The following is a 24,719-nucleotide window of genomic DNA, read 5'->3' as shown; positions in this document are numbered from 1 at the left end:
CGCAGAATTGCTGATCCGCTGACGAATATGTCGCAAAATAGCGTTGTCTATCCGTCAAACCGGCGTATATTTATTAGCCGAGCAATCAAAAATACTACGTAGCCTCCATGATTCCAATAGGTTGGACGCCATGCGAGGAAAGCACAACTTTTCCAGACTACGAAAGAAGAATAAAAACAAGAAATGGATTCCACAATCATCATGATCAATCTGTTCGGCGCCGTGGCGTTGCTGCTGTTCGGCCTCGCGCAGGTGAAGGACGGCGTGTCCAGGGCCTTCGGCGCACGTCTGAGAACAGGGCTGGCGAGCGGCACGCGCGGTGGCTTCCGTTCCTTTCTGTCGGGACTGGTGGCGACCATCGCGCTGCAGAGTTCGACGGCAACGGCGCTGATGACCGCATCCTTCGTCGAACGTGACCTGATCAAGCCGCGCATGGCGCAGATCGTCCTGCTCGGCGCCAATGTCGGCACGGCGATCACCGCTTGGATCGTCGCCACCGGCATCGAATGGCTCTCTCCGCTGCTGATCCTGACAGGCATCGTGCTTTACCGTGGCCGTTCCAGCGCCCGCCAGGGCGGTGGCGGCGCGCTGATCGGCATTGGTCTGATGCTGCTGTCGCTGCATCTGCTCGGCCTCGCGACGGAGCCGATGCGCGCCTCTCCGGCTCTCGCCGCCTTCATCGGCCTGCTGGATGGCGCGCTCCCCGTTGCACTGTTCTTTTCGGCAGGCCTTGCCTTCCTATCCTCGTCGAGCCTGGCAGTGGTTGTGCTTATCCTGTCGCTGGCCTCGGCGGGCCTGGTCTCGGCTGAACTCGTCATCGTTCTCGTGCTTGGCGCCAATCTCGGCGGCGCGATACCGCCTGTCATCGCGACCTTGTCCGGCCCGGTTTCGGCGCGGCGCGTCACCCTCGGCAACCTGGCCGTCCGGACGCTCGGCTGTTTCATCGCCCTGCCGCTGGCGGGCTATGGCGCCGAACTCATCCAGATGCTGCCCTTCGGTCCGGCCAAGCTGCCGGTCGACGCGCATCTCGCCTTCAACCTTCTGCTCGCAGCACTCGCTTGGCCATTCTCCCGGCCGCTCGCCACCCTGATGGCCCGGCTGGTGCCGGATCAGCCGGAGCCTGACAACGCACCGAAATATCTCGATGCGCAGGAGCTTTCGACACCTGTCATTGCCCTTGCGAGCGCCACCCGCGAAGTGCTCGGCGTCGGCGACCTCATCGAGCGCATGCTGGTTAGGGTCTCCGAAGCCTTCGAGCAGAATGATGCCAGCAAACTTGCCGAAATCCCGGCTCTCGAAGAGCGCGTCGACCGGCTGCAGCAGGAAGTGAAGATCTATCTCTCGAAGCTCGGCCGCGACGGGCTCACCGACGAGAACGCCCGTCGCTCGATCGTCGTCATCGATTATGCGATCAATCTCGAACATATGGGCGACATCATCGAAAAGGGCTTGCGGGAGCAGGTGGCGAAGAAGATCTCACTTGGCCTGAAATTTTCCGATGACGGTCATCAGGAACTGCGCAAGCTGTTCGACCTGACGATCGACAATCTGCGCGTCGCCCAGACGATCTTCGTCACCCGCGATTTCAATCTCGCCCGGCAGATGATGGAAATAAAGGTTGAGGTGCGCCGGATGGAGAAGCAATCGGCCGAGCGCCATCTCGAACGCCTGCGCGACGGCCGCGCCGACAGCCTGCAGACGAGTTCGCTGCATCTCGACATGCTGCGCGACCTGAAGCGGGTCAACGCCCACATCGTCTCTGTGGCGCATCCGATCATGGACGAGAGTGGCCTGTTGATCGAAAGCCGCGTGCGGCCCGCCGCGGAGTGACGATCAGTCCGCCGAAGGCAGGCGGCGCATTGTGAACTCGATCTGGTCGCCGTCGAGCTGGCGCCAGCTCTCCACCTCTGTCCAGTAGGCGGCTTTCGGATATTCGTCGAACCATTCGCGCGCCTTGGCGCGTGCGTCGATCAGGCCGAGGCAATATGTCTCACGCACGAAGTGGTCTTTCCTGCGGGAGGACGTTTCCGCCCGATGTCTCGCAATCCTGCGCTTCAGGCCGTCGAAGGACGGAGGTCCTGGAACTTTTTTCATCAACCTACCTCTTCCCAAAAAGGTAGTATCGAAATTCGTGATTTGCGAGTCGAATCTTGGAAGCGCTTGGGCGTGATGCCTCGGCTTGGCGAGATGCGGCGCCACCTGATAGACGGGGCGGGTAATCGAGAATGAGCGAGTCGCCTCCTAAGGAGATGCCGACCGCCGGAGGCGCGAATGGAAAGACCGGAACTGCCGATCGGCTTGCCTGAAGATATCGAAGAGAAGAAGGCGGCGGCCCGCAACTGGTTCGAAGGACTGCGCGATACGATCTGCGCCTCCTTCGAAGCCCTTGAAGACGAGTTGGAAGGTCCGCTCTCCGATCAGGAGCCCGGCCGCTTTGTCGCCAAGGACTGGTCGCGCGAAAACGGCGGCGGCGGCGGTGGCCGCATGTCGATGATGGAGGGCCGTGTCTTCGAGAAGGTCGGCGTTCACACCTCCACCGTCCATGGCGAGTTCTCGCCCGACTTCCGGGCACAGATACCTGGCGCCAAGGACGATCCGCGTTTCTGGGCCTCGGGCATTTCGCTGATCGCCCATCCCGTCAATCCCAACGTCCCGGCCGTGCATATGAACACCCGGATGGTGGTCACCACCAGCCACTGGTTCGGCGGGGGCGCCGATCTGACGCCGGTTCTGTCGCGCCGTCGTACGCAGGAAGACGAGGACAGCCAGCTCTTCCACAAGGCTATGGAGATCGCCTGCCGCAATCATGCCGTCGCCGATTACGATGCCTACAAGTCCTGGTGCGACGAATATTTCTTCCTGAAACACCGCAATGAGGCCCGCGGCATTGGCGGCATCTTCTACGACTGGCTGCATTCCGGCGAGGAAGCCGGCGGCTGGGACGCCGATTTCGCCTTCACCCGCGATGTCGGCCGGGCCTTCGCCATGGTCTATCCGAAAATCGTCCGCTCCAACTTCAATAAGTTGTGGACGGAGGCCGACCGCGACGAACAATTGGTCCGCCGCGGCCGTTACGTCGAATTCAATCTGCTGTATGATCGCGGTACGATCTTCGGCCTGAAGACCGGCGGAAACGTTGAATCCATTCTCTCATCGTTGCCCCCCGTCGTCCGCTGGCCATGACGCTGTGATAACTCATCGATAAATTCGAGTTGATAGGCCTTCACGAAAATTAAGCGTGTCCTAACTTTATATGTATGTGCGTAACAATCGGAGGAGGATTGTCATGACGATACAAAGTGGCTCGCCTGCGTCCACGGATGTCCAGGAAGCATCCCGCACGATCGACACATCCGAGTTTCTAACGCGCATCGCCGAAAAGCTGCGGACCAAGAGCGGGTCGGATCTGCCGCTGTCCTGCTTCATCGAGCAGGTCAAGCTGCAATTGGCTGGCGGAAAGTCGCCCGAACAGCTGCAGAACGAAGCAGCGGCCGCCAACAGCAACATGCCCGGCCAGCTTTCGGATACCTACAAAGCCTGGGCGATGCCCGACTGAAACGGCCTTTCACCGGCCGGCATATTGATGCCGGCCGGAACCTTCCCTCCCCCCGCACATTCATAAATCGCGTGAGATCGCGATCGTCTTTGTGTTTTCGAACAGAGGAGAAGACCATGCGACTTTTCGAATGTGGCACTCTCGTCCCGGGCTGCGCTTGGCATACACGGGCAGACAGCGACGCCGAGGTGGTCCGCCGCGCCATCGAGCATCTGAAAACCGCTCACGGCGAAACCACGATCCGCGAGAACATGGTGGATAATATCAAGGCTCGCATTCGTGACCAGGTGAATGCAGCCTGATCACTGCACCCGCTCCTGCAGCCGGGCGAGCAGCGCCGCCCGGTCGGAAACGAAGTTTTCCTCCACCCACTGGTTTTCCAGGCCGGCAAGCAGCTCTCCGACGCGCGGGCCGGACGCGATGCCGACCGAGATCACGTCGCTGCCGTTCAGCGGAAATTGCGGCTTCTTCCAGTTCGCGGCTTGATCCAGGAGCTTGGCGAGCCGCGCCGACCGTGCCATTTCATCGAAATCCCCTTCAGCCTTGCCGCGCGCAACGCCGAGCGCCAGCTTGAGCCGCGTCATGATGCCGTCGGGTCCGTTGCGGTAAAGCAGCCGTTCGAAGGCGGCCGATGACATGTCGTCATTGACCGGTGCGGCCATTGCCCAGGCCTTGAGGGTGGCTGCTTCGGCATTCGAGAGCTTGAGCCGGGCTGCCAGCGCCTCCAGCCGCGCCGCGTCGGGCGGCACGATCGCCGCAAGCCGCAGCAGCGGATCGGGCGCCCAGCCGAGCGCCCTTTCGGTGGCGACCAGCGATGGGATGGCATCGATGCCCCATCGTTCCGATTCCGGCAGGATTTCCGTCAGCACCGCCACCTGCCGCATCCAGAGCAGCGCTCGGGCGGGATCGGCAGCACCGAGCAGCTTCCGCAGCTCCGACCAGACTCGTTCTGCCGAAAGCATCTTGAGTTTCGAACGCGCCGCCGAACACGCCTTCAGCCCCTCGGCATCCGGCCGGCCGGAGCCGTAATAGGCAAAGAAGCGGAAGAACCGCAGGATGCGCAGATGATCCTCGGCAATACGCTTTGCCGCGTCGCCGATGAAACGGATGTTTCGCCCCTCTATATCGGCAAGCCCGCCGACCAGATCCACCACCTCGCCCTCAGCATCGGCATAAAGCGCGTTGATTGTCAGATCCCGCCGTTCGGCATCTGCCTTCCAGTCGGTGCTGAAGGCAACCTTGGCATGGCGTCCGTCGGTCTCGACGTCGGTGCGAAGCGTTGTCACCTCGAAGGGCTTGCCGTCGATGACCAGCGTCACCGTGCCGTGCTGCAGGCCCGTCGGCACCGCCTTGATGCCGGCCTCGGCCGCCCGCTCCATCACCGCCTCCGGCCTGAGTGTCGTGGCGATGTCGATATCGCTGACTGGCAGATCCATCAGGCTGTTGCGCACGGCGCCGCCGACGATCCGCGCTTCCCCGCCACCGGCCCCACCGGCGCCATTGAGAAGTGCCAGGATCCGGCCGAGAGCCGGGTCGCGGAACCATGCTTGGTCGGCAAGACCGGTCATGCATAAAGCCTTTCATAGAGCGTGCGGACGATGCCGGCGGTGATGCCCCAGATCATTCTGGTTTCATAGGGCACACGGTAGAAATGCCGGTCGATGCCGTCGATGACACGCCGGTCGCGAGTATGATTGGCAGGGTCCATCAGGAAGGAAAGCGGCACCTCGAACACGTCGTCCACCTCCGCCGGGTTCAGCGTCAGCGCGAAGCCCGGCGTGACGACGCCGAGCACCGGCGTGATGCGGAAGCCGGTCGAGGCAAGATAATTCGGCAACCGCCCGACGGTCTCGACGAAGGAACCGGAGAGGCCGATCTCCTCTTCGGTCTCGCGGATCGCCGCCATTTCCGGTGAGATATCGGCGGGATCGATCGAGCCGCCGGGAAAGGCGATCTGCCCGGAATGTTTGCGCAACGTCGCCGTGCGCTTGGTGAAGATCACATGCGCCTCCTCACCGTCGTCGACGACGGGCACGAGCACGGCGGCGTCGCGCAGCTTGAAGGTCTCGACCTCGGCCACGATATCGGGATTGAGGATGTGGTCCCCATGATCGCGCCAGGCATGATCGACCGGGCCGCCATTCTGGTTGAGGGCGCGGCGGCGGAATTCGGCTGCTGAGAACAGCGGATAACGGTGGGTGATCGCATCATTCATCGGCAAAGAGCATCCAGTTCGTCGGCCGGCATGACCGGGAAGACCTCGCCGGCGGAGCGGATTGCAAACATCGCCCGTCCCTCCAAGTCGAAAATCTCGCCGAGCGCGACCAGTTCATACATCACCGCACGCGACACCAGCGCCTCCAGCCGCCCGCGCACATGCAGATAGGGTTTCAGTTCGGCATTCTCGCCCGCAATCGCAAAGCGCAGCCGATGCTCTCCTCCCGCCTCCACAACATCGCCGACATTGGTGCGGAAGGTCAGCACCTGTTGGCCGTGCCCCCCCGTCACGCTCATTTCCACGGCGATGAACGGAGCGTCGACGACCCTTATCCCGACCTTTTCCACAGGAGTTACGAGATAGGTCTTCTGGTCGTCATCTTTCCTCAAAACCGTCGAAAACAGCCGCACCAGCGCTGGCCGGCCGATCGGCGTGCCCATATAGAACCAGGTGCCATCGGCCTTGATCTCCATATCGATGTCGCCGCAGAAAGGCGGATTCCACCGCTCGACCGGCGGTAACCCACGTTTTTTTCCGCCAGTTTCGTCAGACGCGCGCGAAATCAGCGCGGCAAGTCCCGCCGCATCCGCCTGTCCGCTGATTTCTTCGGCTGCCATTCTTCCGTCCCGGTTTGTCCTTAACGAAGTGATGTCACGAGATAGTCATTCGCAACGAACTTGTCAGCCCGTCACATCTCCATAACTCTATCGGGTATGAGGCACATGTATAAGTCCGCCGATTCGCTGCCGAATGATTTCAGCCGTTGGAGATGCCCATGGGTATGATGAAGACCGAAGCCAGCCTCGATGAAAAGGCGATCGTCGCCGCTGCCGAAAAGGCGCTCTCCGATATCGCCGCCATCCGCGGAGAAGTCTCGAAGGTGATCTTCGGTCAGGAAAGCGTCGTCGAGAACACCATTCTTGCCGTGCTTTCAGGCGGCCATGCTCTGCTCGTCGGCGTTCCCGGCCTTGCCAAGACCAGACTGGTGACGACGCTCGGCGAAGTGCTCGGCCTCGCCGCCAATCGCATTCAGTTCACGCCGGACCTGATGCCCTCGGATATTCTCGGATCCGAAGTGATGGATCAGGACGACAGTGGACGCCGCTCGTTCCGCTTCGTCAAGGGCCCTGTTTTCGCTCAGCTGCTGATGGCCGATGAGATCAACCGCGCCTCGCCGCGGACCCAGTCGGCCCTTCTGCAATCGATGCAGGAATATCACATCACCATCGCCGGCCAGCGCTATGACCTGCCAGCCCCCTTTCATGTGCTCGCCACCCAGAACCCGCTCGAGCAGGAAGGCACCTACCCCCTGCCCGAAGCCCAGCTCGACCGTTTCCTGCTGCAGGTCGACGTCAACTATCCCGAGCTCGCCGCCGAGCGCCAGATCCTGCTCGAGACGACGGGCTTAGGGGAAACCCGGCCGGAAGCCGTCATTAACGCGCAGCGGCTGATCGAAATTCAGGCCCTGGTACGTCAGATGCCGGTAAGCGACACGGTCGTCGACGCCATCCTGGCGCTGGTGCGTTCTGCCCGTCCCGGACAGGGCAATGCCTCGACCGACAAGAACGTCGCCTGGGGTCCGGGCCCTCGCGCCGGCCAGGCGATGATGCTCTGCGCCCGCGCCCGGGCGCTCTACGAAGGTCGTCTCGCGCCCTCGCTAGACGATATCTTTGCGCTCGCCGAACCCATTCTCCAGCACCGCATGGCGTTGACTTTCGCTGCCCGCGCCGAAGGCATGTCGGTGCGCGACGTCATCGCCGGACTGGTCAAGCAGGCAAAGGGATAAGGAAGCCGGACGCGTGGCATCTATCGGACAGATCGTCAATCCGACACCCGGCAGCGATGCCCTTTCCCGCGCCAGGCAGCGGGCCGCCCTGGTGCCGGACTGCCTGGTGGAAGCCAAGCGCATCGCCAACACGGTGATCGCCGGCTGGCACGGCCGCCGCAAACGCGGCATCGGCGAGAATTTCTGGCAGTTTCGTCCCTATGCCGAGGGCGAAAGCCTGTCGCGCATCGATTGGCGCCGCTCTGCCCGCGACGACCATACCTATGTGCGCGAGCGCGAATGGGAGGCGGCCCACACGATCTGGCTCTGGTGCGACATGTCGCCCTCGATGATGTACAAGTCGAGTTATGGCAGCGTCTCCAAGGAAAGCCGCGCGCTGGTGATCATGCTGGCGCTGGCTGAAATCCTTGCCCGCTCCGGCGAGCGCATCGGCTGCCCCGGCATCATGGAGCCGGCCTCCGCCCGCAACGCCGCCGAGCGCCTTGCGGCTGCGCTGATGCATACGCCGCTGACAGGCGGCCTGCCGGAAACGGCGATGATCCGTGGCTGGAGTGACCTGGTCCTCATCGGCGATTTCCTCGATGATGCACCGGCGATCATGGAACGCCTCGGCCCACTTGCCCGCCGCGGCCTGCGCGGCCACGTAGTCGAAATATCGGATCCCGCCGAGGAGATATTCCCCTATAGCGGCCGCACCGAATTCACCGATCCGGAGAGCGGCGCCAAGCTTATCTCCGGCCGCGCCGAACACATCCGCGATGCCTATCGCAACGTCTACCTTGCCCGCAGGGACAGCCTCGGCCAATCGCTGCGCCATCTCGGCTGGACCTTTGCGACCCACCGAACCGATCATCTGGCGTCGGAGGCGCTGGTTGCAGTGCACATGTATCTGTCCGGCATGCCGGCCAAGGCAACGCATGGAGGGCAGCTATGACCGCTCTTCCCTTCGCTTTCGCCTTTCCCGCCATCCTCGGCGCGCTCGTCGCCCTGCCCGTCATCTGGTGGCTGCTGCGGCTGACGCCCCCACGTCCGAAGACCGAGGTCTTCCCGCCGCTGAAGATCCTCGCCTCCGTGTTGAAGCGCGAGGAGACGCCGGCGCAGAGCCCGTGGTGGCTGACGCTGTTGCGCATGCTGCTCGCCGCCACCATCATCCTTGCGATCGCCGATCCGGTTTTCAATCCGCGCACCAGTTCGCTCGCATCCGGTGGCCCGCTCGTCCTCTTCGTCGACAACAGCTGGGCGGCAGCGCCCGACTGGGAGCGCCGCATCCAGACGGCCGACGCGTTGATAAACGACGCCGAATCCGCCGGCACACCCGTATCGATCGCCTTCACCGCCGATCCGACCAACGACGCCGTACCAGGTAGCCCAGCTGCTGCCCGCGACAAACTGCGCGCTGCCGAGCCCCGGCCGCTGGTGCCGGACCGCGAGCGCGCCTTTCAGGCGCTGCGCGCGGCACTGAACGGCATCAAGCCCGGCACCCTCGCCTTCCTGTCCGACGGCGCCGCCGCCAGGGCCGACGACGCTTCGGTGCGCAGGCTCGCCGAACTCCAGCCCGCCGATCTCCGCCTGATCGAGGGCGATGCCGCACGGACGGTCGCGATTACCGCGGCCAACAATGCGGCTGATGCCATGACCGTCAAAGTCACACGGCTCAACAGTTCGCATGCCGCATCCGTGGCGCTGAACGCCGTCGATACCCAGGGCCGCTCGATCGCCAACGGCAGAGTGGATTTCGCCCCCGGCCAGAGCGTCGCGACGAGTTCGATCACCGCCCCCTTCGAGATGCGCAACGATTTCGCACGCGTCAGCGTCGATAACGCCGCGACAGCAGGCGCGGTCCACCTTCTCGATGACGCATTCAAGCGCCGCCGCGTCGTCTTGCTGTCCGGTGGAGGAGGGGATGAGTTTCAACCGCTGCTCTCGCCGCTCTACTATATCCAGCGCGCGCTGCAGCCCTACGCCGATCTGATCCAACCGGCCGATTCCGATCTTTCGATCGCCATTCCGAAGCTTCTCGCCAGCAACCCCTCCATCATCATCATGGCCGATATCGGCCGGCTGCCGGAGGACACCTACGAACCACTGACACGTTGGATTTCGAATGGCGGTATGCTCCTGCGTTTCGCCGGTCCGCGCATGGCCGCAGCACCAGCAGACGATCCGCTGATCCCCGTTATCCTGCGCCAGGGAGAACGGGCGCTCGGCGGCACATTGTCCTGGAGCGAGCCGCAGTCACTTGCCGAATTTCCGAATTTCGGGCCTTTCGCCGGCATCGCGCGTCCCGCCGATGTCGTCGTCAAGCGGCAGGTTCTTGCCGAACCGACACCTGATCTTGCCGAACGCACCTGGGCGAGCCTGGCTGACGGCACGCCGCTCGTCACGATGAAGCAGCTCGCATCCGGCCAGATCGTCCTTTTTCATGTCACTGCGGAAGCGACCTGGTCCGATCTGCCGATCTCAGGCACTTTCGTCGACATGCTGCGCCACCTGCTGCAGATATCACGCTCGGGCGGCGTGACATCGGAGGCGCGTGGCAATGCGCGTGTCTCCGAGACCCTGCCGCCATTCCGTATGCTGACGGCCAAGGGCACGCTCGTCTCCGAGACCGGTTCGGCGCGGCCGCTCGTTCCACAGGCCGGAGCTGAACCGACGGCGAATTTCGACAATCCGCCCGGCCTCTACGGTTCGGAAGATGGTTTCACCTCCCTGAACGTCCTGCCCGAGAACGCCGAACTGACGCCACTCGACACAACGGGGACCAATGCCGTGCGCGAAGGCCTGATCGGCGGCGAAAGCTGGTCGGCAAAGCCCGCGCTTTTGCTCGCAGCCTTTTTGCTGCTGCTGGCCGATAGCCTTGTCGTCCTGTTCATGAATGGCGCCTTCTCACGATTGCGCCCGGCTATCCGCACCGCAGCGATGATCGCCATTGCGCTCAGTGCCGGCTTTCTCATGCAACCCGGCACGCTACATGCCAACGACTCCCAGCCCGGCGACGACCTCATCCTGCAGAGGCTCGACAACACGCACCTCGCCTATGTCGTCACCGGCGAACAGGAGGTGGACGATATATCCGAGCGCGGTCTCGAGGGCCTCACCCAGTTCCTGACTTTCCGCACGACGCTGGAGCCGGCGCCGCCCGTGGGCATCGACCTCACCAAAGACGAACTCGCCTTCTATCCGATCATCTACTGGCCGGTTTCGGCAACGGCGCCGATGCCGTCGACGGCGGCGATCAGTCGGATCGACGCCTATATGCGCAATGGCGGCACCGTGCTTTTCGATACGCGCGATCAGATCAGCGCATTGGACAATGGCGGCAATGTCAGCGCCAACGGCCAGCGGCTGCAGGCAATCCTCGCCAATCTCGACATTCCGCCGCTGGAACCGGTGCCCTCCGATCACGTGCTGACGAAATCCTTCTATCTTCTGTCGAGCTTTCCCGGTCGCTACACCGGCAGCCCCCTTTGGATCGAGGCCCGGCAGGGCGGTCGCGAGCCGAGTGAAAAATCGGCGGCGACGGCCGATGGCGTTTCGCCGATCCTGATCACCGGTAATGATTTCGCCGGCGCCTGGGCAATCGACGACAACGGCGTGCCGATGCTACCGACCGTGCCCTCCGATGAAGCGCAGCGTGAATATGCCTACCGTGCCGGCGTCAACATCATGATGTATATGCTGACCGGCAACTACAAGACCGACCAGGTCCATGTTCCCGACCTTCTCGAACGGTTAGGACAATGAGATGACCTTCGACTTTTCGCCCTTTCTGCCCTGGCCGGTTCTGGCCGCACTGGCCGTCGTCAGCGCCATCATCGCCGCCTTCGCGATTTGGCGCGGCATTCGCGGCGCCTGGATCAGAACGCTGGCAGCCCTTGCCATGCTCGCCGCCCTTGCCAATCCAGTGCTGCTGCAGGAGGATAGGGATCAGTTGTCGACGATCGTCCCGGTTCTCGTCGATCGAAGCCAGAGCCAACAGACACCCGATCGCGTCAAGATGACCGATGACGCCCTTGCGGCCTTGAAGGGACAGCTCGCCCGCTTCCCCCAGATAGAGCCCCGCTTCGTCGACGTCGAAGGCGACGTCAATTCCGACGTGCCGTCGACGCGCCTGTTCGACGCGCTGTCGGCCAACATCGCCGATGTCCCGCCTGCCCGCATTGGCGGCGCCATCTTACTGACCGACGGTGAAGTCCACGACGTTCCGGCCGCCAATCAGGCGCTCGGTTTCGATGCGCCGATCCATGGTCTCGTGACCGGCAAGGCCAACGAATTCGACCGCCGCATCGAAGTCATCAAGGGGCCGCGCTTCGGCATCGTCAACGAGGAGCAGCAGGTCGTTCTGCGCGTCTTCGACGACGGCCACAGCCCCGGTGGCACGGCCAATGTCACGGTGAAGCTGAATGGTGACGAGATCGCCACCCTGCAGGCGACGCCAGGCCAGGATACGCCCTTCTCCTTCAAGGTGCCGGCCGGCGGCAGCAATGTGCTCGAATTTGCCGTCGCAGCGCTCCCCGGCGAGGTCACCACCGCCAACAACCGCGCCGTTCACGTCATCGACGGCATTCGTCAGAATCTCCGCGTCCTTCTCGTTTCCGGCGAGCCGCATGCCGGCGAGCGTGCTTGGCGCAACCTGCTGAAATCCGATGCCTCGGTCGACCTCGTCCATTTCACTATCCTGCGCCCGCCGGAAAAGCAGGACGGCACGCCGATCAACGAGCTGTCGCTGATCGCCTTCCCGACGCGCGAGCTCTTTGTCGACAAGATCAAGGATTTCGACCTGATCATCTTCGATCGCTACCAGCACCGTGGCGTGCTGCCGCTGCTCTATTACGATTACATCGCGCAATATGTCGAAAACGGCGGCGCGCTGCTGATCGCCGCCGGTCCCGAGCATGCCGGCCCGGATTCCATCGCACTGACGCCGCTTTCCTCGGTCCTGCCGGCAACGCCCACCGGCGAGATGATCGAGAAGGCCTTCTATCCCCGCCTCTCCGAAGAAGGCCGCAAGCATCCCGTCACCCGCGGCCTGGACGGCTCGGGCGAGGAACCGCCGCATTGGGGCCGCTGGTTCCGTAGCGTCGATGTCGACCGGCCGCAGGGCGAGACGATCATGCTGGGTGCCGACAACCACCCGCTGCTGGTGCTGAACCGCGCCGGCCAAGGCCGCGTCGCCATGCTGCTTTCCGATCAGGGCTGGCTCTGGGCACGCGGCTTCGAAGGCGGCGGCCCGAACGTTTCGCTCTATCGCCGTATCGCCCATTGGCTGATGAAAGAGCCGGCGCTCGAAGAAGAAGCGCTGACGGCACGCGCTTCCGGCCGGACACTTGAAGTCACCCGCCAGACGATCGGCGACAATCCGGGCAACGCCACCGTGCGTTACCCCTCAGGCAAGACTGAAACCCTGCCGCTTACCCAATCCGAACCGGGGCTCTACAAGGCGGAGAAGAGGATGGACGAAATCGGCCTCTTCGAAATCCGCAACGGCAAGCTGTCGACGCTCGTCCATATCGGCGCCGTCGACGCACCTGAATTCAAGGCGATGATCTCGACGACCGATGTGCTGAAGCCGGTCGCCGACAGAAGCAAGGGTCTCGTCACCCGCGTCTCCAACGAAAATGGCAGGATCACCGTTCCGCCGATCCTGCCGGTGCGCGGCCAGGTCCGCGTCGCCGACAACGATCGCATGATGATCCGCATGACCAACGAAACGGTCTTGAAAGGCATCAACACGCTGCCGCTCTTTGCCGGTTTCGCCGGCGTCGGCATCCTGCTGCTCGCCTTCGGAACCATGTGGTGGCGCGAAGGGCGATGATCGCATGCCGGAATTCGAGCTGACCGCTTCACCCTCGCCGGAGGAACTGGCTGCGATCACCGATGCGCTCTTAGCCTTCAACGCCGGTGATGTCGGCCCCTCCGACCGCCGGCCGCTCGCCGTCCTGATCCGCGACACCGATGGCAAGGTGACTGGCGGCCTGTCGGGCTTTACCGCCTGGGGCTGGCTCTTCACCCAGATGCTCTATATTCCCGACACCCTGCGCGGCACCGGTCTCGCCGGCAAGATCCTCGCAAAGGCGGAAGAAGAGGCCAAGGCACGCGGCTGCCGCGGCGCCTGGATCGACACCTTCAGCCCGCTGGCTCTCAGTGCCTATTTGCGTCAGGGTTATGAGGTCTTCGGCGAACTCGAGGATTTCCCGCAACGTCGCACACGCAGCTTTCTCCGGAAAACCCTCTAATCATCCATGCCAGGCAATTGTGCCCTTCAGCCGTTCGTGCACGCTTTCGGCGATCGGCACGACGAGCACGCGGCCAGGATCGACGGGTCCTGGAAAGGAAAGGGCATTGTAAGCGACCTTCTCGAAGCCGAGCGGGCCGTAATAGGGCGGATCGCCGACGAGGATCACGGCTTCCGAGCCCTTGCGTCTTGCCGCCTCCACCGCGATCCGCACCAGTTCGCGACCGATGCCCTGGTTCTTATGGGAGGGGCGCACGGCAAGCGGGCCGAGAAGGTGACCCTTCACCGCGCCGGCCAGCACCGGCGTCATGCGCACCGAGGCGATCGTCTCGCCATTGTCGGTGCAGATGAAGGAGAGCGACAGATCATGCGGCCCCTGCTCACGGATGCGCGCGGCAGCGCGCGTGAAGCGGCCCGGACCGAAAGCTTCTTCGTTGATATGTTCGATGGCGGCGTCATGGGACGCGTCTTCGGTGAGGTAGACGAGATCGTGCTTGTACATGATGACAGAAACCGGATGGACAGATTGATGGGTCTCGAACACGCCTTGGGCGTTCGGGAGCATCAGCGTCGTCGCGGGTTTCTGGAAATGAACATCAGACAGAGATCCTAAAATCGTGGAGTGGCCGATAGCAGGAAAAATTTCCGCCGTCCAACGCAAAATGCAGGCTTCTGCGCTCGGAACTATGCAGTGCCCAAACCGCGTGACACACTGTTCAACCTTTACCGCCTGCAAAGCCCCGCTATCTCAGCTAATTTCGGCCCCGACACGCAACCAAAGGAAATGAAGATCATGGGAATGCTGGTGGACGGCGTCTGGCATGACATCTGGTACGACACCAAGGAAAGCAAGGGCCAATTCAAGCGGCAGCCCTCGCAGTTCCGCAACTGGGTGACATCGGACGGTGAGGCCGGCCCTTCCGGCAGCGGCGGTTTCAAGGCCGAAGCCGGACGTTATCATCTCTATGTCTCGCTTGCCTGTCCCTGGGCGCACCGCACGCTGATCTTCCGCAAGCTGAAGAAGCTGGAGGAGCTGATTTCAGTCTCTGTCGTCGATCCGCTGATGCTCGAGAACGGCTGGGAATTCAAGGTCGGCGACGGCGCCACCGGCGACCAACTCTTCGGCGCCGACACCCTCTGGCAGATATACCGCAAGGCCGATTCCCACTATTCCGGCCGCGTCACCGTTCCCGTACTCTGGGACAGGAAGACCGCCACGATCGTCAACAACGAATCCGCCGAGATCATCCGCATGTTCAACAGCGCCTTCGACGGACTGACCGGCTCGAAGGCCGATTTTTATCCCGAGGACCTTCGCTCCGAAATCGATGCGCTGAACGCCGCCGTCTACGACACGGTCAACAACGGCGTCTACAAAGCGGGCTTTGCCACCACTCAGGAAGCCTATCAGGAAAACGTCGGTAAACTGTTCGAAACCCTTGATATGCTCGACGACCGCCTCGGCGAGAGCCGCTACCTGTTCGGCAACAGGCAGACGGAGGCCGACTGGCGCCTGTTTACGACCCTGGTGCGCTTCGACCCCGTCTATGTCGGCCATTTCAAATGCAACATCCGCCGGATCGCCGATTACCGCAATCTGTCGGGCTACCTCCGCGATCTCTACCAGACGGCCGGCATTGCCGAAACGGTGAACCTCAAGCACATCAAGGAACACTATTACCGCAGCCACAAGACGATCAACCCGACCGGCATCGTTCCCGTTGGGCCGGCGCTTGATCTCGACAGCCCGCATGGCCGCGAGACTGCACCGCGCGTCTTTTCAGATGCGCAGAGAACGCTCTAGCTGAGGACTCTCACCAGCGGTGGTCGGGCTCCATCTCGCCTCGAAGCTCGGCGAGGCGGCGATGCGTCGCCTTGGTCGTGCCCTCCGGCAGACTGTCGAGCGAAAAGAAGCCACTGTCGGAAATCTCCCAGTCCGGTGGGCGTGGCGCCGTCTGCTCGACGCTCGCCTGGTAGAACACGACATGGTCCCGGCGGGTGTTCGTGGTGTTGAAATAGACCTGCACCAGTTGCGGCTTGCCGATGATCCTGAGGTTGCCCTCCTCGCGCAGCTCTTTCGCCAGCGCTTCTTCGACCGTCTCGTTGCGCTCCAGTCCGCCGCCCGGCATATGCCAACCGCCGATATAGCTGTGGCGCACGAGGAAAATCCGACCGTCCGAATCAAAGCACGCCGCCCTGACACCCATCGTCATGCCCCGGGCGAAGGAGAAATAGACATGCAGGAGGCGCAAGGCCAGCCTGATGTGAGGGGGCCGCTTCTCTTTATCCACCATCGCTCCGTTTCAGCTCTTCATCGCGCCGGATGTGTTTGATTTGTCAATAAGCTGGTCTATGTCTCGTAGCATGTTCAAGCTCGCGCATATTTCCGACGTCCACCTCGGGCCGTTGCCCAGTCTTTCCATTCAAGAGCTGTTTTCAAAACGCATAACAGGCTTTGTGAACTGGCATCGAAATCGACGCAAGCACCTTTTCGGCAGCACGCTGGATCTGCTGCTCGACGACATTCGCGCCCATCAGGCCGATCACCTGGCCGTCACCGGTGACCTCGTCAATCTGGCAAGCGGCATCGAGATCCGCGCCGCCGCCGCCTGGCTGCGCGCGCTCGGCGATCCCGCCGACACATCCGTCGTCCCTGGCAATCACGACGCCTATGTGCCCGGCGCCTATGAGAAGTCGATGCGCGCCTGGTACGAATATGTCCGCGGCGATCTCGCCCCGCCGCAATGGCAGGAGGATCGTCATATCTTCCCTTACCTGCGCATCCGCGATAAAGTTGCGATCGTCGGCTGCTCGACGGCGGTCGCCACCCCTCCGTTCGCCGCCTCCGGATTTTTCGGCGCGCGCCAGGCGCGCGACACCGTGAACATGCTGCGCGCGGCCGGCGAAGCCGGTCTCTTTCGCGTCGTCATGATCCATCATCCGCCGATCCGCGGCGCCACGTCTTTCTACAAACGGATGATCGGCATCCGCCGCTTCGCCGCGGTGATTTCGACAGGCGGCGCCGAACTCGTGCTGCATGGCCATACGCACCTGAACACGCTGCACTGGCTGCGCGGCCAGGTGCAGCCGGTACCGGTCGTCGGCATTGCGTCAGCCTCGCAGGGACCGGGCAGCATCAAGCCGCCCGCCGCCTACAACCTCTTCTCCATCGACGGCTCACCGGGCGCCTGGGAACTCAGCGGCGAGCGCTTCAGCATCAACAGGTCCGGCGACGCAGTGATGCCGGAAAGCGCCGATATTTTCGCGCGTTAGCGCCGGCTCCTAACGCCTTTCATCCGGCACTTGAATCGATCAGAGAGGACGTCGGGCGATCGTCGCAACAATTGCCATGGCGGCGGCTTACCCTCTTGGTATTTTTCGCGGTAAGCGTACAATCCGGCAACCGCATCGCCTCAGAACGGAGCCCGCCGATGACTTCTTCTTTCCGTCACCTGTCCAGACTTTCGCTCGCCGCCGGCTTTGCCTTCGGCATTGCCACGGCCGCTGTCGCGGTCGGTGACAACAATGATGACACCAATCCGCCGCCGAAGACCCAGACGACCAAGACCTGCACCGGCGGCAAGGTCTGGGACAAGACCAAGAAGGAATGCGTCAATCCGAAGAAGAGCAGCTTCAACGACGACGATCTCTACAAGTTCGCCCGCGAGTTTGCCTATGCCGGCCAGTATGACAACGCCATCACCGTGCTCAATCTCGCCCGCAATCAGAACGACCCGCGGATACTGAATTATCTCGGCTATGCCAACCGCAAGGCCGGTCGCATGGAGCTCGGCATGTCCTACTACCGCAAGGCGTTGCAGGCGGATGAAAACTACATCCTCGCCCGCTCTTACATGGGCATGGCGCTGGTGGAACAGGGAGATATCCAGGGAGCCCGCGTCCAACTTGTCGAAATCCGCGACCGCGGCGGCGAAGGCACATGGGCCTATCGGGCTCTGCTGCAAAGCTTGAACGGCTACAAGACATATTGACGCAAGGTTTGTGGGCAACAATACGAAAATCCCTTGAGAAAAGGGGATGAAGACGACCGGATGCTTGCGAAGTGCAGGAGACTTGCTTCATAAAGCACATGCATCGTCGGCGTCGATAAGGCCGGCTTCGCGTTCGACGGCGAACCCTTCGTCCGCGAAACCATTGTGAATGCTTCTTGGATAGACAATGCGTCAACCCGCAACGACCATCGATCTCCGGCGTGATCTCGTCGGCCTTCTGCCCCGCCTTCGTCGATTCGCGATCACGCTCGCGGGTGAGGCTGCCGTGGCCGACGAACTCGTTCAGGCCGTCTGTCAGCGCGCCATCGCCAAGGGTCATCAATGGAGCGGTGAAGGCCGACTGGAAAGCTGGATCTATACGCTTGCCCGCCAGCAATGGACCGACGACAGCCGCAAGCGCAAGCCGAAAGCTTCCGTCCGCGGCAACGTCACCGATATACGCGAGGCCGCGCGCGAACGCTCGGCTGCAGCCGATCCCGACGGCATCCATCACATGATCGCCGATATGCCGGACGGTCTTTCCAGCATGTTCCTGCTCGTCGACGTTGAAGGCCACAGCTACCAGCAGGCGGCCGACATCATGGGCACGCCGGTGGCAAATGTCGTCTCTCAGCTCGCGACCGCAAGGCTGCATTTTGCCGGGCTTGCCGGCACCCACCCGATCCACAGGTACTGAATTTGCTCGATCTCAGGAAATTGCCGCTCGAAGCCCAGCTCACCGCCCTTCTCGACGGCGAGGTCTCGCCCGAACAGAGGCATGAACTGGAACAGCGCCTGGCAAACGACGAGAACGCCCGCCGGCTGCATGAGAAGCTGCGCCATGGCGCCGATTTCGGCCGCCACCGCCTCGACGATATCCTGAAGGAGCCAGTGCCGCTCGCCCTCGTCCGCGCAATCAAGAGCACGCAGCCGCCGAAGACGCCGATCGCCCAGCGCGCCACGCGCCCGCACGTGAAACTGGCGCCGAGCGGCCCGCAGGCACTGGCCGCCGCACTCATCCTCTTCGCCGTCGGTTGCGGTATCGGCTATTTCGTCGGCACCGCCCCGGATGCCGACGAAATAGCCACCACGACCTCCGCCGCCGCACCGGCCAATACCAGCGACTGGCTGGGCGACGTCACAGCCTATCAGCGCCTGTTGATCCGCCAGCCTCGTCATCTCGTCGAAGTGCCCGCCTCGCAGCCCGAGGAAATCTCCAACTGGCTGACGACCGCGATCGGGGTGCCCTTCCGCGTGCCTGATCTCAGCGCCGAAACCTGGACCTTCCAGGGCGCGCGCGTCATCCTCGGCGACAGCCGCCCTGTCGGCCAGCTCGTCTATTCCAACACCGACGGCGACGTCATCTCGATCTGCTTCCGCAAGGACGCACAGCCGCCGGAGACCGACGACTTCAAGGAAACGATCAAGGACGAGATCGGCCTCGTGACCTGGCACAATGCCGGCACGTCCTACGTGCTTGCCGGTCCCTCCGCTGAAGCGAAACTCGGCCAGCTCGCCATGAAAATCGCCACCGCAATCTGACGCCGGCTATCGCATCTGTCGAATGAGTGCCGCCAGCGGGGCTGAGCTGGTACCATTGCAAAATCGACCGTCAGCGGCGAGAAGGTCACCGTAGGGCGAATGAGTAGGAATGCCCGAAGCGTAAGCGACGGGCAATCTTGCCAGGCCAGTGCAACTCCGAAGAGACAAGATCACCGGCTGCATCGTCAGGCCGCGTCGTACCAAGACGATCGCCGCCTGAACCCGCCGATCAGGCCTTGCCGGCCTTCACCTCGAGCACGCGGTTTGCCGCCGAGACGATCGCTTCCAGCGATGCCGCGACGATGTTGGTATTGACGCCGGCTCCAAAGAGCTTGCCACCGGGATAGGAGGTCTCGACATAAGAGATCGCCGCCGCGTTCGAGCCGTGCTGCAACGAATGTTCGGAATAATCTTCGACCGACATTTCGATGCCGAGATAATGCGACAGCGCGTTGATGAAGCCGTCGATCGGGCCGTTGCCACGCCCTTCGATGCGCTTGATCTCACCATTGTCGGTGATCTCAGCCGCGACGATCCGCTGGCCCCTGTGCTCGGTGTCGGGATAGGTGTGGTGGTCAACGAATTTGAGGCGCGCGCTCGGCTGCGTTACGTAACGCTCGATGAAACGGTCGTAGATCCGCTTCGAAGGAAGCTCCTTGCCCTCTACGTCGGTAATGCGCTGGATATCCTCGCGAAACTCCACCTGCAGGTTGCGCGGCAGGTTCAGCCCGTAATCCTGCTGCAGGATATAGGCGATGCCGCCCTTGCCGGACTGCGAGTTGATGCGGATGATCGCCTCATAGGAACGACCGACATCGCGCGGATCGATAGGCAGGTATGGGACTTCCCAGACGGGATGGTTGGCGACCTGCGCCGCCTTCATGCCCTTGTTGATAGCATCCTGATGCGAGCCTGAAAAAGCCGTATAGACCAGCTCGCCGACGTAAGGATGCCGCTCGGAGATCGCCATCTGGTTCGAATATTCGAACACTTCCTTGATGCGCTCGATGTTGGAGCAGTCGATCTCGGGATCGACGCCTTGCGTGAACATGTTCAGCGCCATCGTCACCATGTCGACATTGCCGGTGCGCTCGCCATTGCCGAAGAGCGTGCCTTCGACGCGGTCGGCGCCGGCCAGCAATGCCAATTCGGCAGCGGCGATCCCTGTGCCGCGGTCGTTATGCGGATGCAGGGAAACAATCAGGTTCTCGCGATTGTCGAGGTTGCGGCACATCCATTCGATCTGGTCGGCATAGACGTTCGGCGTCGCCATCTCGACAGTGGACGGCAGGTTGATGATCAGCTTGTTATCAGGCGTCGGCTTGACGACCTCGATGACGGCATTGCAAATTTCCAAAGCCACCTCCAGCTCGGTGCCGGTGAAGCTCTCGGGCGAATATTCGAAACGATAGCCACCGCCGGCCTTGGCGGCCATGTCGGTGATCATCTTGGCGGCATCGACGGCGATCTGCTTGATGCCCTGCACATCCTTGGCGAAGACGACGCGGCGCTGCAGCTCGCTGGTCGAGTTATAGAAATGCACGATCGGCCGGTTTGCGCCTTCCAGCGCCTCGAAAGTGCGGGTGATGAGTTCCGGGCGGCACTGCACCAACACCTGCAGGGAGACGTCGGCGGGCACGTTGCTTTCTTCCACGCACCAGCGGGCGAAATCGAAATCCGTCTGCGAGGCCGAGGGAAAACCGATCTCGATTTCCTTGAAGCCCATCTCCAGCAGCAGCTGGAACATGCGCGCCTTGCGGTCGTGACCCATCGGGTCGACCAGCGCCTGGTTACCGTCACGCAGGTCGACCGAGCACCAGACCGGCGCCTTGGTGATGGTTTTCGTCGGCCAGGTGCGGTCGGGAATGTTCACCTGCGGATACGCCCGGTATTTCACCGCAGCGTCGGGCATTCCTTTTTCGGAGGCCACTTTTCCTTCAGAGGATTGCGTCTTCGCGTCCATCGTATCGTCTCCTCGTCCCGGCATTTGCCCGCTCTTAGCCGATCGTGTGAGGCTTGGCGATAAACAAATGCGGACCTTTGTCGGTCGTTAGGTCAATTTTGAAAGTGAGTCGCGAGGAGCGATGGCCGGGCGGGCTTTCGGCCGCCGAGCGCTCCTCAAAGGACTCGGCAACCGCGCGTAAGGCCGAGGAGAAGAAGCGAGGTCAGGGCGCGCGTATTGTCACGCAGGGCGATGCGGCCGCGTGCAATCGTGTCAGAAATTCTGGCGCCTGTGGTCTTCATGGCCGGGCTTATAACCTCGCGCAGTGAAACTGACAAGCCCTTGCCAGGCTTTTGGCCGTCAACGGAGCAACGACATTCCGCTACCGCGGTTGGCTTCTGTCTTTCCAAACACTCACCAGCCGCGCCAGCGCCAGCATCAGCCCCCCCGCGATCAGGCCCCAGAAGGCACCAGAAATGCCGCCGAAGGAAACGCCCGAAGCGGTGACGAGGAAGGTGATCGCCGCCGCCTCGCGCGACTCCGGGGCCTGAAAGGCCGACATTGCCGAGGAGGAGAAGGCGCCGACCAGCGCCAATCCCGCCACTGCCTGGATCAGGACGGGGGGCGCGAGCGCCACGAAAGCCGTCACCGCCCCGGCGAGCAGCCCGAGGATGACATAACCGACGCCGGCGATCAGTGCCGCCCAATAGCGCCTCTTCGGATCAGAATGGGCATCCTGTCCGGCGCACATCGCCGCGGTTATTGCCGCCAGATTGACGGCATGGCCGCCGAACGGCGCCGACAGCAGAGAAAAAAAGCCGGTGACGGCGAAGAGAGGACCGGGTTTCGGATCGTAGTGATTGACCTTGAGGACCGCGATACCCGGAATATTCTGCGATGCCATGGTGACGATGAACAGCGGCAGCGCGATCGAGACGAGGCCGGCAACATTGAACACCGGCCAGACGATCGCCGCCGTCGGCACCAGCGACCGTTCGAGCGAACTGAGTGCACCGTCGGGAATATCGACGCCAAAGACCAGCACCAGCACGAAGGCCGCGAGCGCTGCCGGGACCGCCCCTAGCCGCTTGAAGGCGCCGACGACGATCCAGGCGACGACGATCGGCAGGCCGAGCAGCGGATTGAAGCCGATCGCCTTCACCGGCGCGAAGCAGAGGCCGATCAGCACGCCTGATAGCATCGCATTGGCGAGCGGCGCTGGAATGGCGGCGACCGCCCGGCCGAGTGGCTTGAAAAGTCCGGCGACGACAATCAACGCAGCACAGATCAGAAATGCGCCGACCGCGGCATTGAAACCGCCCTCGATCGCCCCGGTGCTTGCCAGCAGCGCCGCTCCCGGCGTCGACCAGGCGATACTGATCGGCAATCGCGTCACGGCACAGAGCACGATTGCGCAAACGCCCATGGAGATCGACAATGCCATCAGCCCCGAGGCCGCTTGCGCATCCGTCGCACCGACCGCTTCGAGCCCGTGCAACACGACGGCGAACGAGCTGGCAGAACCGACGAAGGCGGTCAGCAGCCCCATGAACAGGGCCTGGACGGAAAAATCTTTGAGCATGGCGGGACTCTTGGACTGTGAGTACGGCGCATGGAGCATGATGGTTGCCGCAGGCGCAAGTCCGGATTCACGCCTTTCCGTTCAGTCCTCGCCCATAGGAGTGCTGTCTCCACCTAAGCACGGCTGAATGCAAACCGCCCTCACCTGCGATTTGCAGGCAAGGGCGGTTTGTTAGCAGCTTTGAATGACAGGACTCAGATATCGGCCTGCGACGTCACGATCCGCGAGACGAGGCCATAGTCCTTCGCCTCTTCGGCCGAAAGCCAGTAGTCGCGATCGGTATCCCTGGCGATCTTGTCGAGCGGCTGGCCGGTAGCTTCAGCCATGATCTTGTTCAGGCGGTCATTCATCTTGATGATCTCGCGCGCCTGGATCTCGATATCGGATGCCATGCCGCGTGTGCCGCCGGAGGGCTGATGCAGCAGGAAGCGGGTGTTCGGCAGGCACAGGCGCCGCTCCTTCGGAGCGGCGACATAGATCAGCGCGCCGGCCGAGGCGACCCAGCCGGTGCCAATCATCCAGACCTTCGGCTTGATGAACTTGATCATGTCATGGATGGAATCGCCGGATTCGACGTGGCCACCGGGCGAATTGACATAAATGCGGATGTCCTCGTCGCTGGCTGCGGCAAGCGCCACGAGCTGCGAGCAGACCTTCTGCGCCAATTCCTGATTGATCGGTCCGTAGATGAAGATCGAACGCGACTTGAAAAGATTCGCCTCCGTTTCCTTGCCGAGCGGCAGTTCCTTCGTCTTGTCGTCCTGGTCTTCGTCGTTCATTCGAACCTCTTGGAGATGAATTCGGCTTCCCCGCACATAGTGCGACTCAATGCCTAAAACAATGTGGGAAAAACACAAGGCACCGAAGCGATGGAGATATCCTTAAGAAGCCGCGCGCCGTTCTGCAAGCCTTACTGAATTGTAACCGGCAAAGGCTTTGAAAAGCCTAAATCGGTTCCTACCTCAACCTCACGCAGCGAAAGCTGCACCGAAACATCGAGCATTCCTAACGCGTCCGGTCGGACACGGGAGCGCTCTGGAGCAACAGGAGACAGGATATGTCACCCGAAGAACGCCAATTGCTGACCGCCCTCTTCGACCGTGTGCGCACCGCTGCCGCCCAACCGCGCGACCGCGACGCCGAAGCCCTGATCGACCAGGCGACGCGCGAGCAGCCCTCGGCCACCTATTATCTCGCCCAGGCGGTCATCGTTCAGGAAAAAGGGCTGGAGGCGGCGGCCAACCATATCAAGGAACTCGAGGAGCATGTCCGCCAGCTGGAAGCCGGCGCGAACGATCACCGCCAGGCCGAACAGGGCGGCGGCTTCCTGAGTTCGATCTTCGGCAACACCCAGACGCAGCAGCCGGCACCCGTTCCGTCCAGCCCTGGCGCTTCCGGTCCTTGGGGCCAGCAATCCCGCGCCTATGACGATATCCGCGGCTACGACCGTGATACCCGCCAGCCGCAGCAGCAGCCGACCGGTCCCTGGAGCCAGCAGGCTTCTGCGCCATCGGCCGGCGGCAGCTTCCTGCACGGCGCGCTCGGCACGGCAGCCGGCGTTGCCGGCGGCATGCTGCTTGCCAACTCGCTGAGTGGCATCTTCGGCAATCACATATCCTCGCTCGGCTGGGGCTCGCCCTTCGGCGCCAACCCCTTCGGCAATGCCAGCGCCCCCACTGAGGAAACCGTCATCAACAACTATTACGGCAATGACGACATCCGCCAGGCCTCGGACAACGCTGCCGATGACAACGACAATGCCAATGTGCAGCAGGCCGATTACGACGACGGCGACGATTCTGCCGACGACTCATCCGGTGGCGATGTCACGGATGTCTGACAGCGGGGATGCGGCGGCGTGCGCCA

Annotated in this window: 24 protein-coding genes; 15 read left to right on the top strand and 9 right to left on the bottom strand. The window is 62.5% G+C overall.

All coding sequences use genetic code 11. The annotated features are described in order from the left end of the window. Positions 1-183 precede the first annotated feature (183 nt). Positions 184-1,830: a Na/Pi cotransporter family protein gene (locus RCCGE510_RS14845; protein ID WP_007631060.1), complete on the top strand. Its 1,647-nt coding sequence runs from the start codon at positions 184-186 to the stop codon at positions 1,828-1,830. Between the two features lie 3 nt (positions 1,831-1,833). On the opposite strand, the gene RCCGE510_RS14840 is transcribed toward RCCGE510_RS14845, so the two are convergent. Then, positions 1,834-2,094 carry a hypothetical protein gene (locus RCCGE510_RS14840; protein ID WP_003593048.1) on the bottom strand — a complete coding sequence of 87 codons (261 nt, stop codon included), beginning with the start codon at positions 2,092-2,094 and terminating at the stop codon, positions 1,834-1,836. Between the two features lie 177 nt (positions 2,095-2,271). On the opposite strand from RCCGE510_RS14840, the gene hemF reads away from it, so the two are divergent. The 3 genes from hemF to RCCGE510_RS14825 all read left to right on the top strand — a co-directional run bounded on the left by hemF (position 2,272) and on the right by RCCGE510_RS14825 (position 3,858). After that, on the top strand, positions 2,272-3,183 hold the full coding sequence (gene hemF / locus RCCGE510_RS14835; RefSeq protein ID WP_007631059.1) for an oxygen-dependent coproporphyrinogen oxidase: 912 nt from the start codon (positions 2,272-2,274) through the stop codon (positions 3,181-3,183). 103 nt (positions 3,184-3,286) lie between these two features. Next, positions 3,287-3,556, top strand: coding sequence for a hypothetical protein (locus tag RCCGE510_RS14830; RefSeq protein WP_007631058.1), 270 nt, complete (start codon positions 3,287-3,289; stop codon positions 3,554-3,556). Between the two features lie 116 nt (positions 3,557-3,672). Then, positions 3,673-3,858 carry a DUF1059 domain-containing protein gene (locus RCCGE510_RS14825; protein ID WP_007631056.1) on the top strand — a complete coding sequence of 62 codons (186 nt, stop codon included), beginning with the start codon at positions 3,673-3,675 and terminating at the stop codon, positions 3,856-3,858. On the opposite strand, the gene RCCGE510_RS14820 is transcribed toward RCCGE510_RS14825, so the two are convergent. The 3 genes from RCCGE510_RS14820 to RCCGE510_RS14810 are packed head-to-tail and all read right to left on the bottom strand — an operon-like array spanning position 3,859 to position 6,391. After that, positions 3,859-5,124 carry a CCA tRNA nucleotidyltransferase gene (locus RCCGE510_RS14820; protein ID WP_007631054.1) on the bottom strand — a complete coding sequence of 422 codons (1,266 nt, stop codon included), beginning with the start codon at positions 5,122-5,124 and terminating at the stop codon, positions 3,859-3,861. It abuts the gene before it with no gap. Next, positions 5,121-5,771, bottom strand: coding sequence for a CoA pyrophosphatase (locus RCCGE510_RS14815; RefSeq protein WP_007631053.1), 651 nt, complete (start codon positions 5,769-5,771; stop codon positions 5,121-5,123). Before RCCGE510_RS14815 ends, RCCGE510_RS14820 begins: the two co-directional genes overlap by 4 nt. Beyond that, the gene (locus RCCGE510_RS14810; RefSeq protein ID WP_007631052.1) at positions 5,768-6,391 is read right to left on the bottom strand and encodes a DUF1285 domain-containing protein; all 624 of its coding nucleotides are present in this window, start codon (positions 6,389-6,391) and stop codon (positions 5,768-5,770) included. The genes RCCGE510_RS14815 and RCCGE510_RS14810 overlap by 4 nt, the downstream gene beginning before the upstream one ends. 158 nt (positions 6,392-6,549) lie before the next feature. Between RCCGE510_RS14810 and RCCGE510_RS14805 the strand changes: the two genes are divergently transcribed. The 5 genes from RCCGE510_RS14805 to RCCGE510_RS14785 are packed head-to-tail and all read left to right on the top strand — an operon-like array spanning position 6,550 to position 13,796. Beyond that, on the top strand, positions 6,550-7,560 hold the full coding sequence (locus tag RCCGE510_RS14805; protein ID WP_007631051.1) for a MoxR family ATPase: 1,011 nt from the start codon (positions 6,550-6,552) through the stop codon (positions 7,558-7,560). 13 nt (positions 7,561-7,573) lie between these two features. Next, positions 7,574-8,494 (top strand): DUF58 domain-containing protein, encoded by a 921-nt coding sequence (locus tag RCCGE510_RS14800; protein ID WP_007631050.1) that lies wholly within the window; start codon positions 7,574-7,576, stop codon positions 8,492-8,494. Then, positions 8,491-11,304: a DUF4159 domain-containing protein gene (locus tag RCCGE510_RS14795; protein WP_007631048.1), complete on the top strand. Its 2,814-nt coding sequence runs from the start codon at positions 8,491-8,493 to the stop codon at positions 11,302-11,304. The genes RCCGE510_RS14800 and RCCGE510_RS14795 overlap by 4 nt, the downstream gene beginning before the upstream one ends. Before the next feature lies 1 nt (position 11,305). Continuing rightward, positions 11,306-13,375 carry a hypothetical protein gene (locus tag RCCGE510_RS14790; protein WP_007631047.1) on the top strand — a complete coding sequence of 690 codons (2,070 nt, stop codon included), beginning with the start codon at positions 11,306-11,308 and terminating at the stop codon, positions 13,373-13,375. 4 nt (positions 13,376-13,379) lie between these two features. Then, positions 13,380-13,796 (top strand): GNAT family N-acetyltransferase, encoded by a 417-nt coding sequence (locus RCCGE510_RS14785; protein ID WP_007631046.1) that lies wholly within the window; start codon positions 13,380-13,382, stop codon positions 13,794-13,796. On the opposite strand, the gene RCCGE510_RS14780 is transcribed toward RCCGE510_RS14785, so the two are convergent. Beyond that, a complete protein-coding gene (locus tag RCCGE510_RS14780; protein ID WP_007631045.1) occupies positions 13,797-14,360 on the bottom strand; it encodes an N-acetyltransferase in 564 nt (187 codons plus the stop codon). It abuts the gene before it with no gap. A gap of 228 nt (positions 14,361-14,588) precedes the next feature. Here RCCGE510_RS14780 and RCCGE510_RS14775 point away from each other — a divergent pair, with 228 nt between their 5' ends. After that, entirely contained in the window at positions 14,589-15,599 is a 1,011-nt protein-coding gene (locus tag RCCGE510_RS14775; RefSeq protein ID WP_037078752.1) for a glutathione S-transferase family protein, read from the top strand. 10 nt (positions 15,600-15,609) lie between these two features. Here RCCGE510_RS14775 and RCCGE510_RS14770 read toward each other — a convergent pair whose 3' ends face one another. Continuing rightward, positions 15,610-16,089, bottom strand: coding sequence for an NUDIX domain-containing protein (locus tag RCCGE510_RS14770; RefSeq protein WP_007631042.1), 480 nt, complete (start codon positions 16,087-16,089; stop codon positions 15,610-15,612). A 70-nt stretch (positions 16,090-16,159) separates the two neighbouring features. Between RCCGE510_RS14770 and RCCGE510_RS14765 the strand changes: the two genes are divergently transcribed. From RCCGE510_RS14765 to RCCGE510_RS14750, 4 genes are all read left to right on the top strand, one after another. Then, positions 16,160-17,068 carry a metallophosphoesterase gene (locus RCCGE510_RS14765; RefSeq protein ID WP_007631041.1) on the top strand — a complete coding sequence of 303 codons (909 nt, stop codon included), beginning with the start codon at positions 16,160-16,162 and terminating at the stop codon, positions 17,066-17,068. Between the two features lie 158 nt (positions 17,069-17,226). After that, positions 17,227-17,787 (top strand): hypothetical protein, encoded by a 561-nt coding sequence (locus RCCGE510_RS14760; RefSeq protein ID WP_007631040.1) that lies wholly within the window; start codon positions 17,227-17,229, stop codon positions 17,785-17,787. A gap of 187 nt (positions 17,788-17,974) precedes the next feature. Beyond that, positions 17,975-18,484: an RNA polymerase sigma factor gene (locus RCCGE510_RS14755; RefSeq protein ID WP_007631039.1), complete on the top strand. Its 510-nt coding sequence runs from the start codon at positions 17,975-17,977 to the stop codon at positions 18,482-18,484. 2 nt (positions 18,485-18,486) lie between these two features. After that, positions 18,487-19,329 (top strand): anti-sigma factor, encoded by an 843-nt coding sequence (locus tag RCCGE510_RS14750; protein ID WP_007631037.1) that lies wholly within the window; start codon positions 18,487-18,489, stop codon positions 19,327-19,329. A gap of 229 nt (positions 19,330-19,558) precedes the next feature. Here RCCGE510_RS14750 and leuA read toward each other — a convergent pair whose 3' ends face one another. The 3 genes from leuA to RCCGE510_RS14735 all read right to left on the bottom strand — a co-directional run bounded on the left by leuA (position 19,559) and on the right by RCCGE510_RS14735 (position 23,632). Then, complete coding sequence (gene leuA / locus RCCGE510_RS14745) at positions 19,559-21,292, bottom strand: 2-isopropylmalate synthase (RefSeq protein ID WP_007631035.1); 1,734 nt, start codon at positions 21,290-21,292, stop codon at positions 19,559-19,561. A 361-nt stretch (positions 21,293-21,653) separates the two neighbouring features. Further along, positions 21,654-22,853 (bottom strand): benzoate/H(+) symporter BenE family transporter, encoded by a 1,200-nt coding sequence (locus tag RCCGE510_RS14740; RefSeq protein ID WP_007631034.1) that lies wholly within the window; start codon positions 22,851-22,853, stop codon positions 21,654-21,656. 194 nt (positions 22,854-23,047) lie between these two features. Further along, positions 23,048-23,632 carry an ATP-dependent Clp protease proteolytic subunit gene (locus RCCGE510_RS14735; RefSeq protein WP_007631033.1) on the bottom strand — a complete coding sequence of 195 codons (585 nt, stop codon included), beginning with the start codon at positions 23,630-23,632 and terminating at the stop codon, positions 23,048-23,050. 278 nt (positions 23,633-23,910) lie between these two features. On the opposite strand from RCCGE510_RS14735, the gene RCCGE510_RS14730 reads away from it, so the two are divergent. After that, positions 23,911-24,693 carry a DUF2076 domain-containing protein gene (locus RCCGE510_RS14730; protein ID WP_007631031.1) on the top strand — a complete coding sequence of 261 codons (783 nt, stop codon included), beginning with the start codon at positions 23,911-23,913 and terminating at the stop codon, positions 24,691-24,693. Positions 24,694-24,719 lie beyond the last annotated feature (26 nt).

The sequence above is a fragment of the Rhizobium sp. CCGE 510 genome (genome assembly GCF_000292525.1).
Lineage (GTDB): Bacteria > Pseudomonadota > Alphaproteobacteria > Rhizobiales > Rhizobiaceae > Rhizobium.
Note: the sequence above shows the minus strand (reverse complement) of the source record. Positions and strands in the feature narration are given on the sequence as shown.

What these genes read in the sequence shown, in the direction of transcription:
- RCCGE510_RS14825 (WP_007631056.1), top strand. Translation starts at nt 3,673, where the DNA reads ATGCGACTTTTCGAATGTGGCACTCTCGTCCCGGGCTGCGCTTGGCAT.
- RCCGE510_RS14810 (WP_007631052.1), bottom strand. Translation starts at nt 6,391, where the DNA reads ATGGCAGCCGAAGAAATCAGCGGACAGGCGGATGCGGCGGGACTTGCC.
- RCCGE510_RS14740 (WP_007631034.1), bottom strand. Translation starts at nt 22,853, where the DNA reads ATGCTCAAAGATTTTTCCGTCCAGGCCCTGTTCATGGGGCTGCTGACC.
- RCCGE510_RS14755 (WP_007631039.1), top strand. Translation starts at nt 17,975, where the DNA reads ATGCGTCAACCCGCAACGACCATCGATCTCCGGCGTGATCTCGTCGGC.
- RCCGE510_RS14815 (WP_007631053.1), bottom strand. Translation starts at nt 5,771, where the DNA reads ATGAATGATGCGATCACCCACCGTTATCCGCTGTTCTCAGCAGCCGAA.
- RCCGE510_RS14735 (WP_007631033.1), bottom strand. Translation starts at nt 23,632, where the DNA reads ATGAACGACGAAGACCAGGACGACAAGACGAAGGAACTGCCGCTCGGC.
- RCCGE510_RS14830 (WP_007631058.1), top strand. Translation starts at nt 3,287, where the DNA reads ATGACGATACAAAGTGGCTCGCCTGCGTCCACGGATGTCCAGGAAGCA.
- RCCGE510_RS14785 (WP_007631046.1), top strand. Translation starts at nt 13,380, where the DNA reads ATGCCGGAATTCGAGCTGACCGCTTCACCCTCGCCGGAGGAACTGGCT.
- RCCGE510_RS14730 (WP_007631031.1), top strand. Translation starts at nt 23,911, where the DNA reads ATGTCACCCGAAGAACGCCAATTGCTGACCGCCCTCTTCGACCGTGTG.
- RCCGE510_RS14770 (WP_007631042.1), bottom strand. Translation starts at nt 16,089, where the DNA reads ATGGTGGATAAAGAGAAGCGGCCCCCTCACATCAGGCTGGCCTTGCGC.
- leuA (WP_007631035.1), bottom strand. Translation starts at nt 21,292, where the DNA reads ATGGACGCGAAGACGCAATCCTCTGAAGGAAAAGTGGCCTCCGAAAAA.
- RCCGE510_RS14760 (WP_007631040.1), top strand. Translation starts at nt 17,227, where the DNA reads ATGACTTCTTCTTTCCGTCACCTGTCCAGACTTTCGCTCGCCGCCGGC.
- RCCGE510_RS14820 (WP_007631054.1), bottom strand. Translation starts at nt 5,124, where the DNA reads ATGACCGGTCTTGCCGACCAAGCATGGTTCCGCGACCCGGCTCTCGGC.
- RCCGE510_RS14840 (WP_003593048.1), bottom strand. Translation starts at nt 2,094, where the DNA reads ATGAAAAAAGTTCCAGGACCTCCGTCCTTCGACGGCCTGAAGCGCAGG.
- RCCGE510_RS14775 (WP_037078752.1), top strand. Translation starts at nt 14,589, where the DNA reads ATGGGAATGCTGGTGGACGGCGTCTGGCATGACATCTGGTACGACACC.
- RCCGE510_RS14845 (WP_007631060.1), top strand. Translation starts at nt 184, where the DNA reads ATGGATTCCACAATCATCATGATCAATCTGTTCGGCGCCGTGGCGTTG.
- RCCGE510_RS14795 (WP_007631048.1), top strand. Translation starts at nt 8,491, where the DNA reads ATGACCGCTCTTCCCTTCGCTTTCGCCTTTCCCGCCATCCTCGGCGCG.
- hemF (WP_007631059.1), top strand. Translation starts at nt 2,272, where the DNA reads ATGGAAAGACCGGAACTGCCGATCGGCTTGCCTGAAGATATCGAAGAG.
- RCCGE510_RS14805 (WP_007631051.1), top strand. Translation starts at nt 6,550, where the DNA reads ATGGGTATGATGAAGACCGAAGCCAGCCTCGATGAAAAGGCGATCGTC.
- RCCGE510_RS14780 (WP_007631045.1), bottom strand. Translation starts at nt 14,360, where the DNA reads ATGCTCCCGAACGCCCAAGGCGTGTTCGAGACCCATCAATCTGTCCAT.
- RCCGE510_RS14765 (WP_007631041.1), top strand. Translation starts at nt 16,160, where the DNA reads ATGTTCAAGCTCGCGCATATTTCCGACGTCCACCTCGGGCCGTTGCCC.
- RCCGE510_RS14790 (WP_007631047.1), top strand. Translation starts at nt 11,306, where the DNA reads ATGACCTTCGACTTTTCGCCCTTTCTGCCCTGGCCGGTTCTGGCCGCA.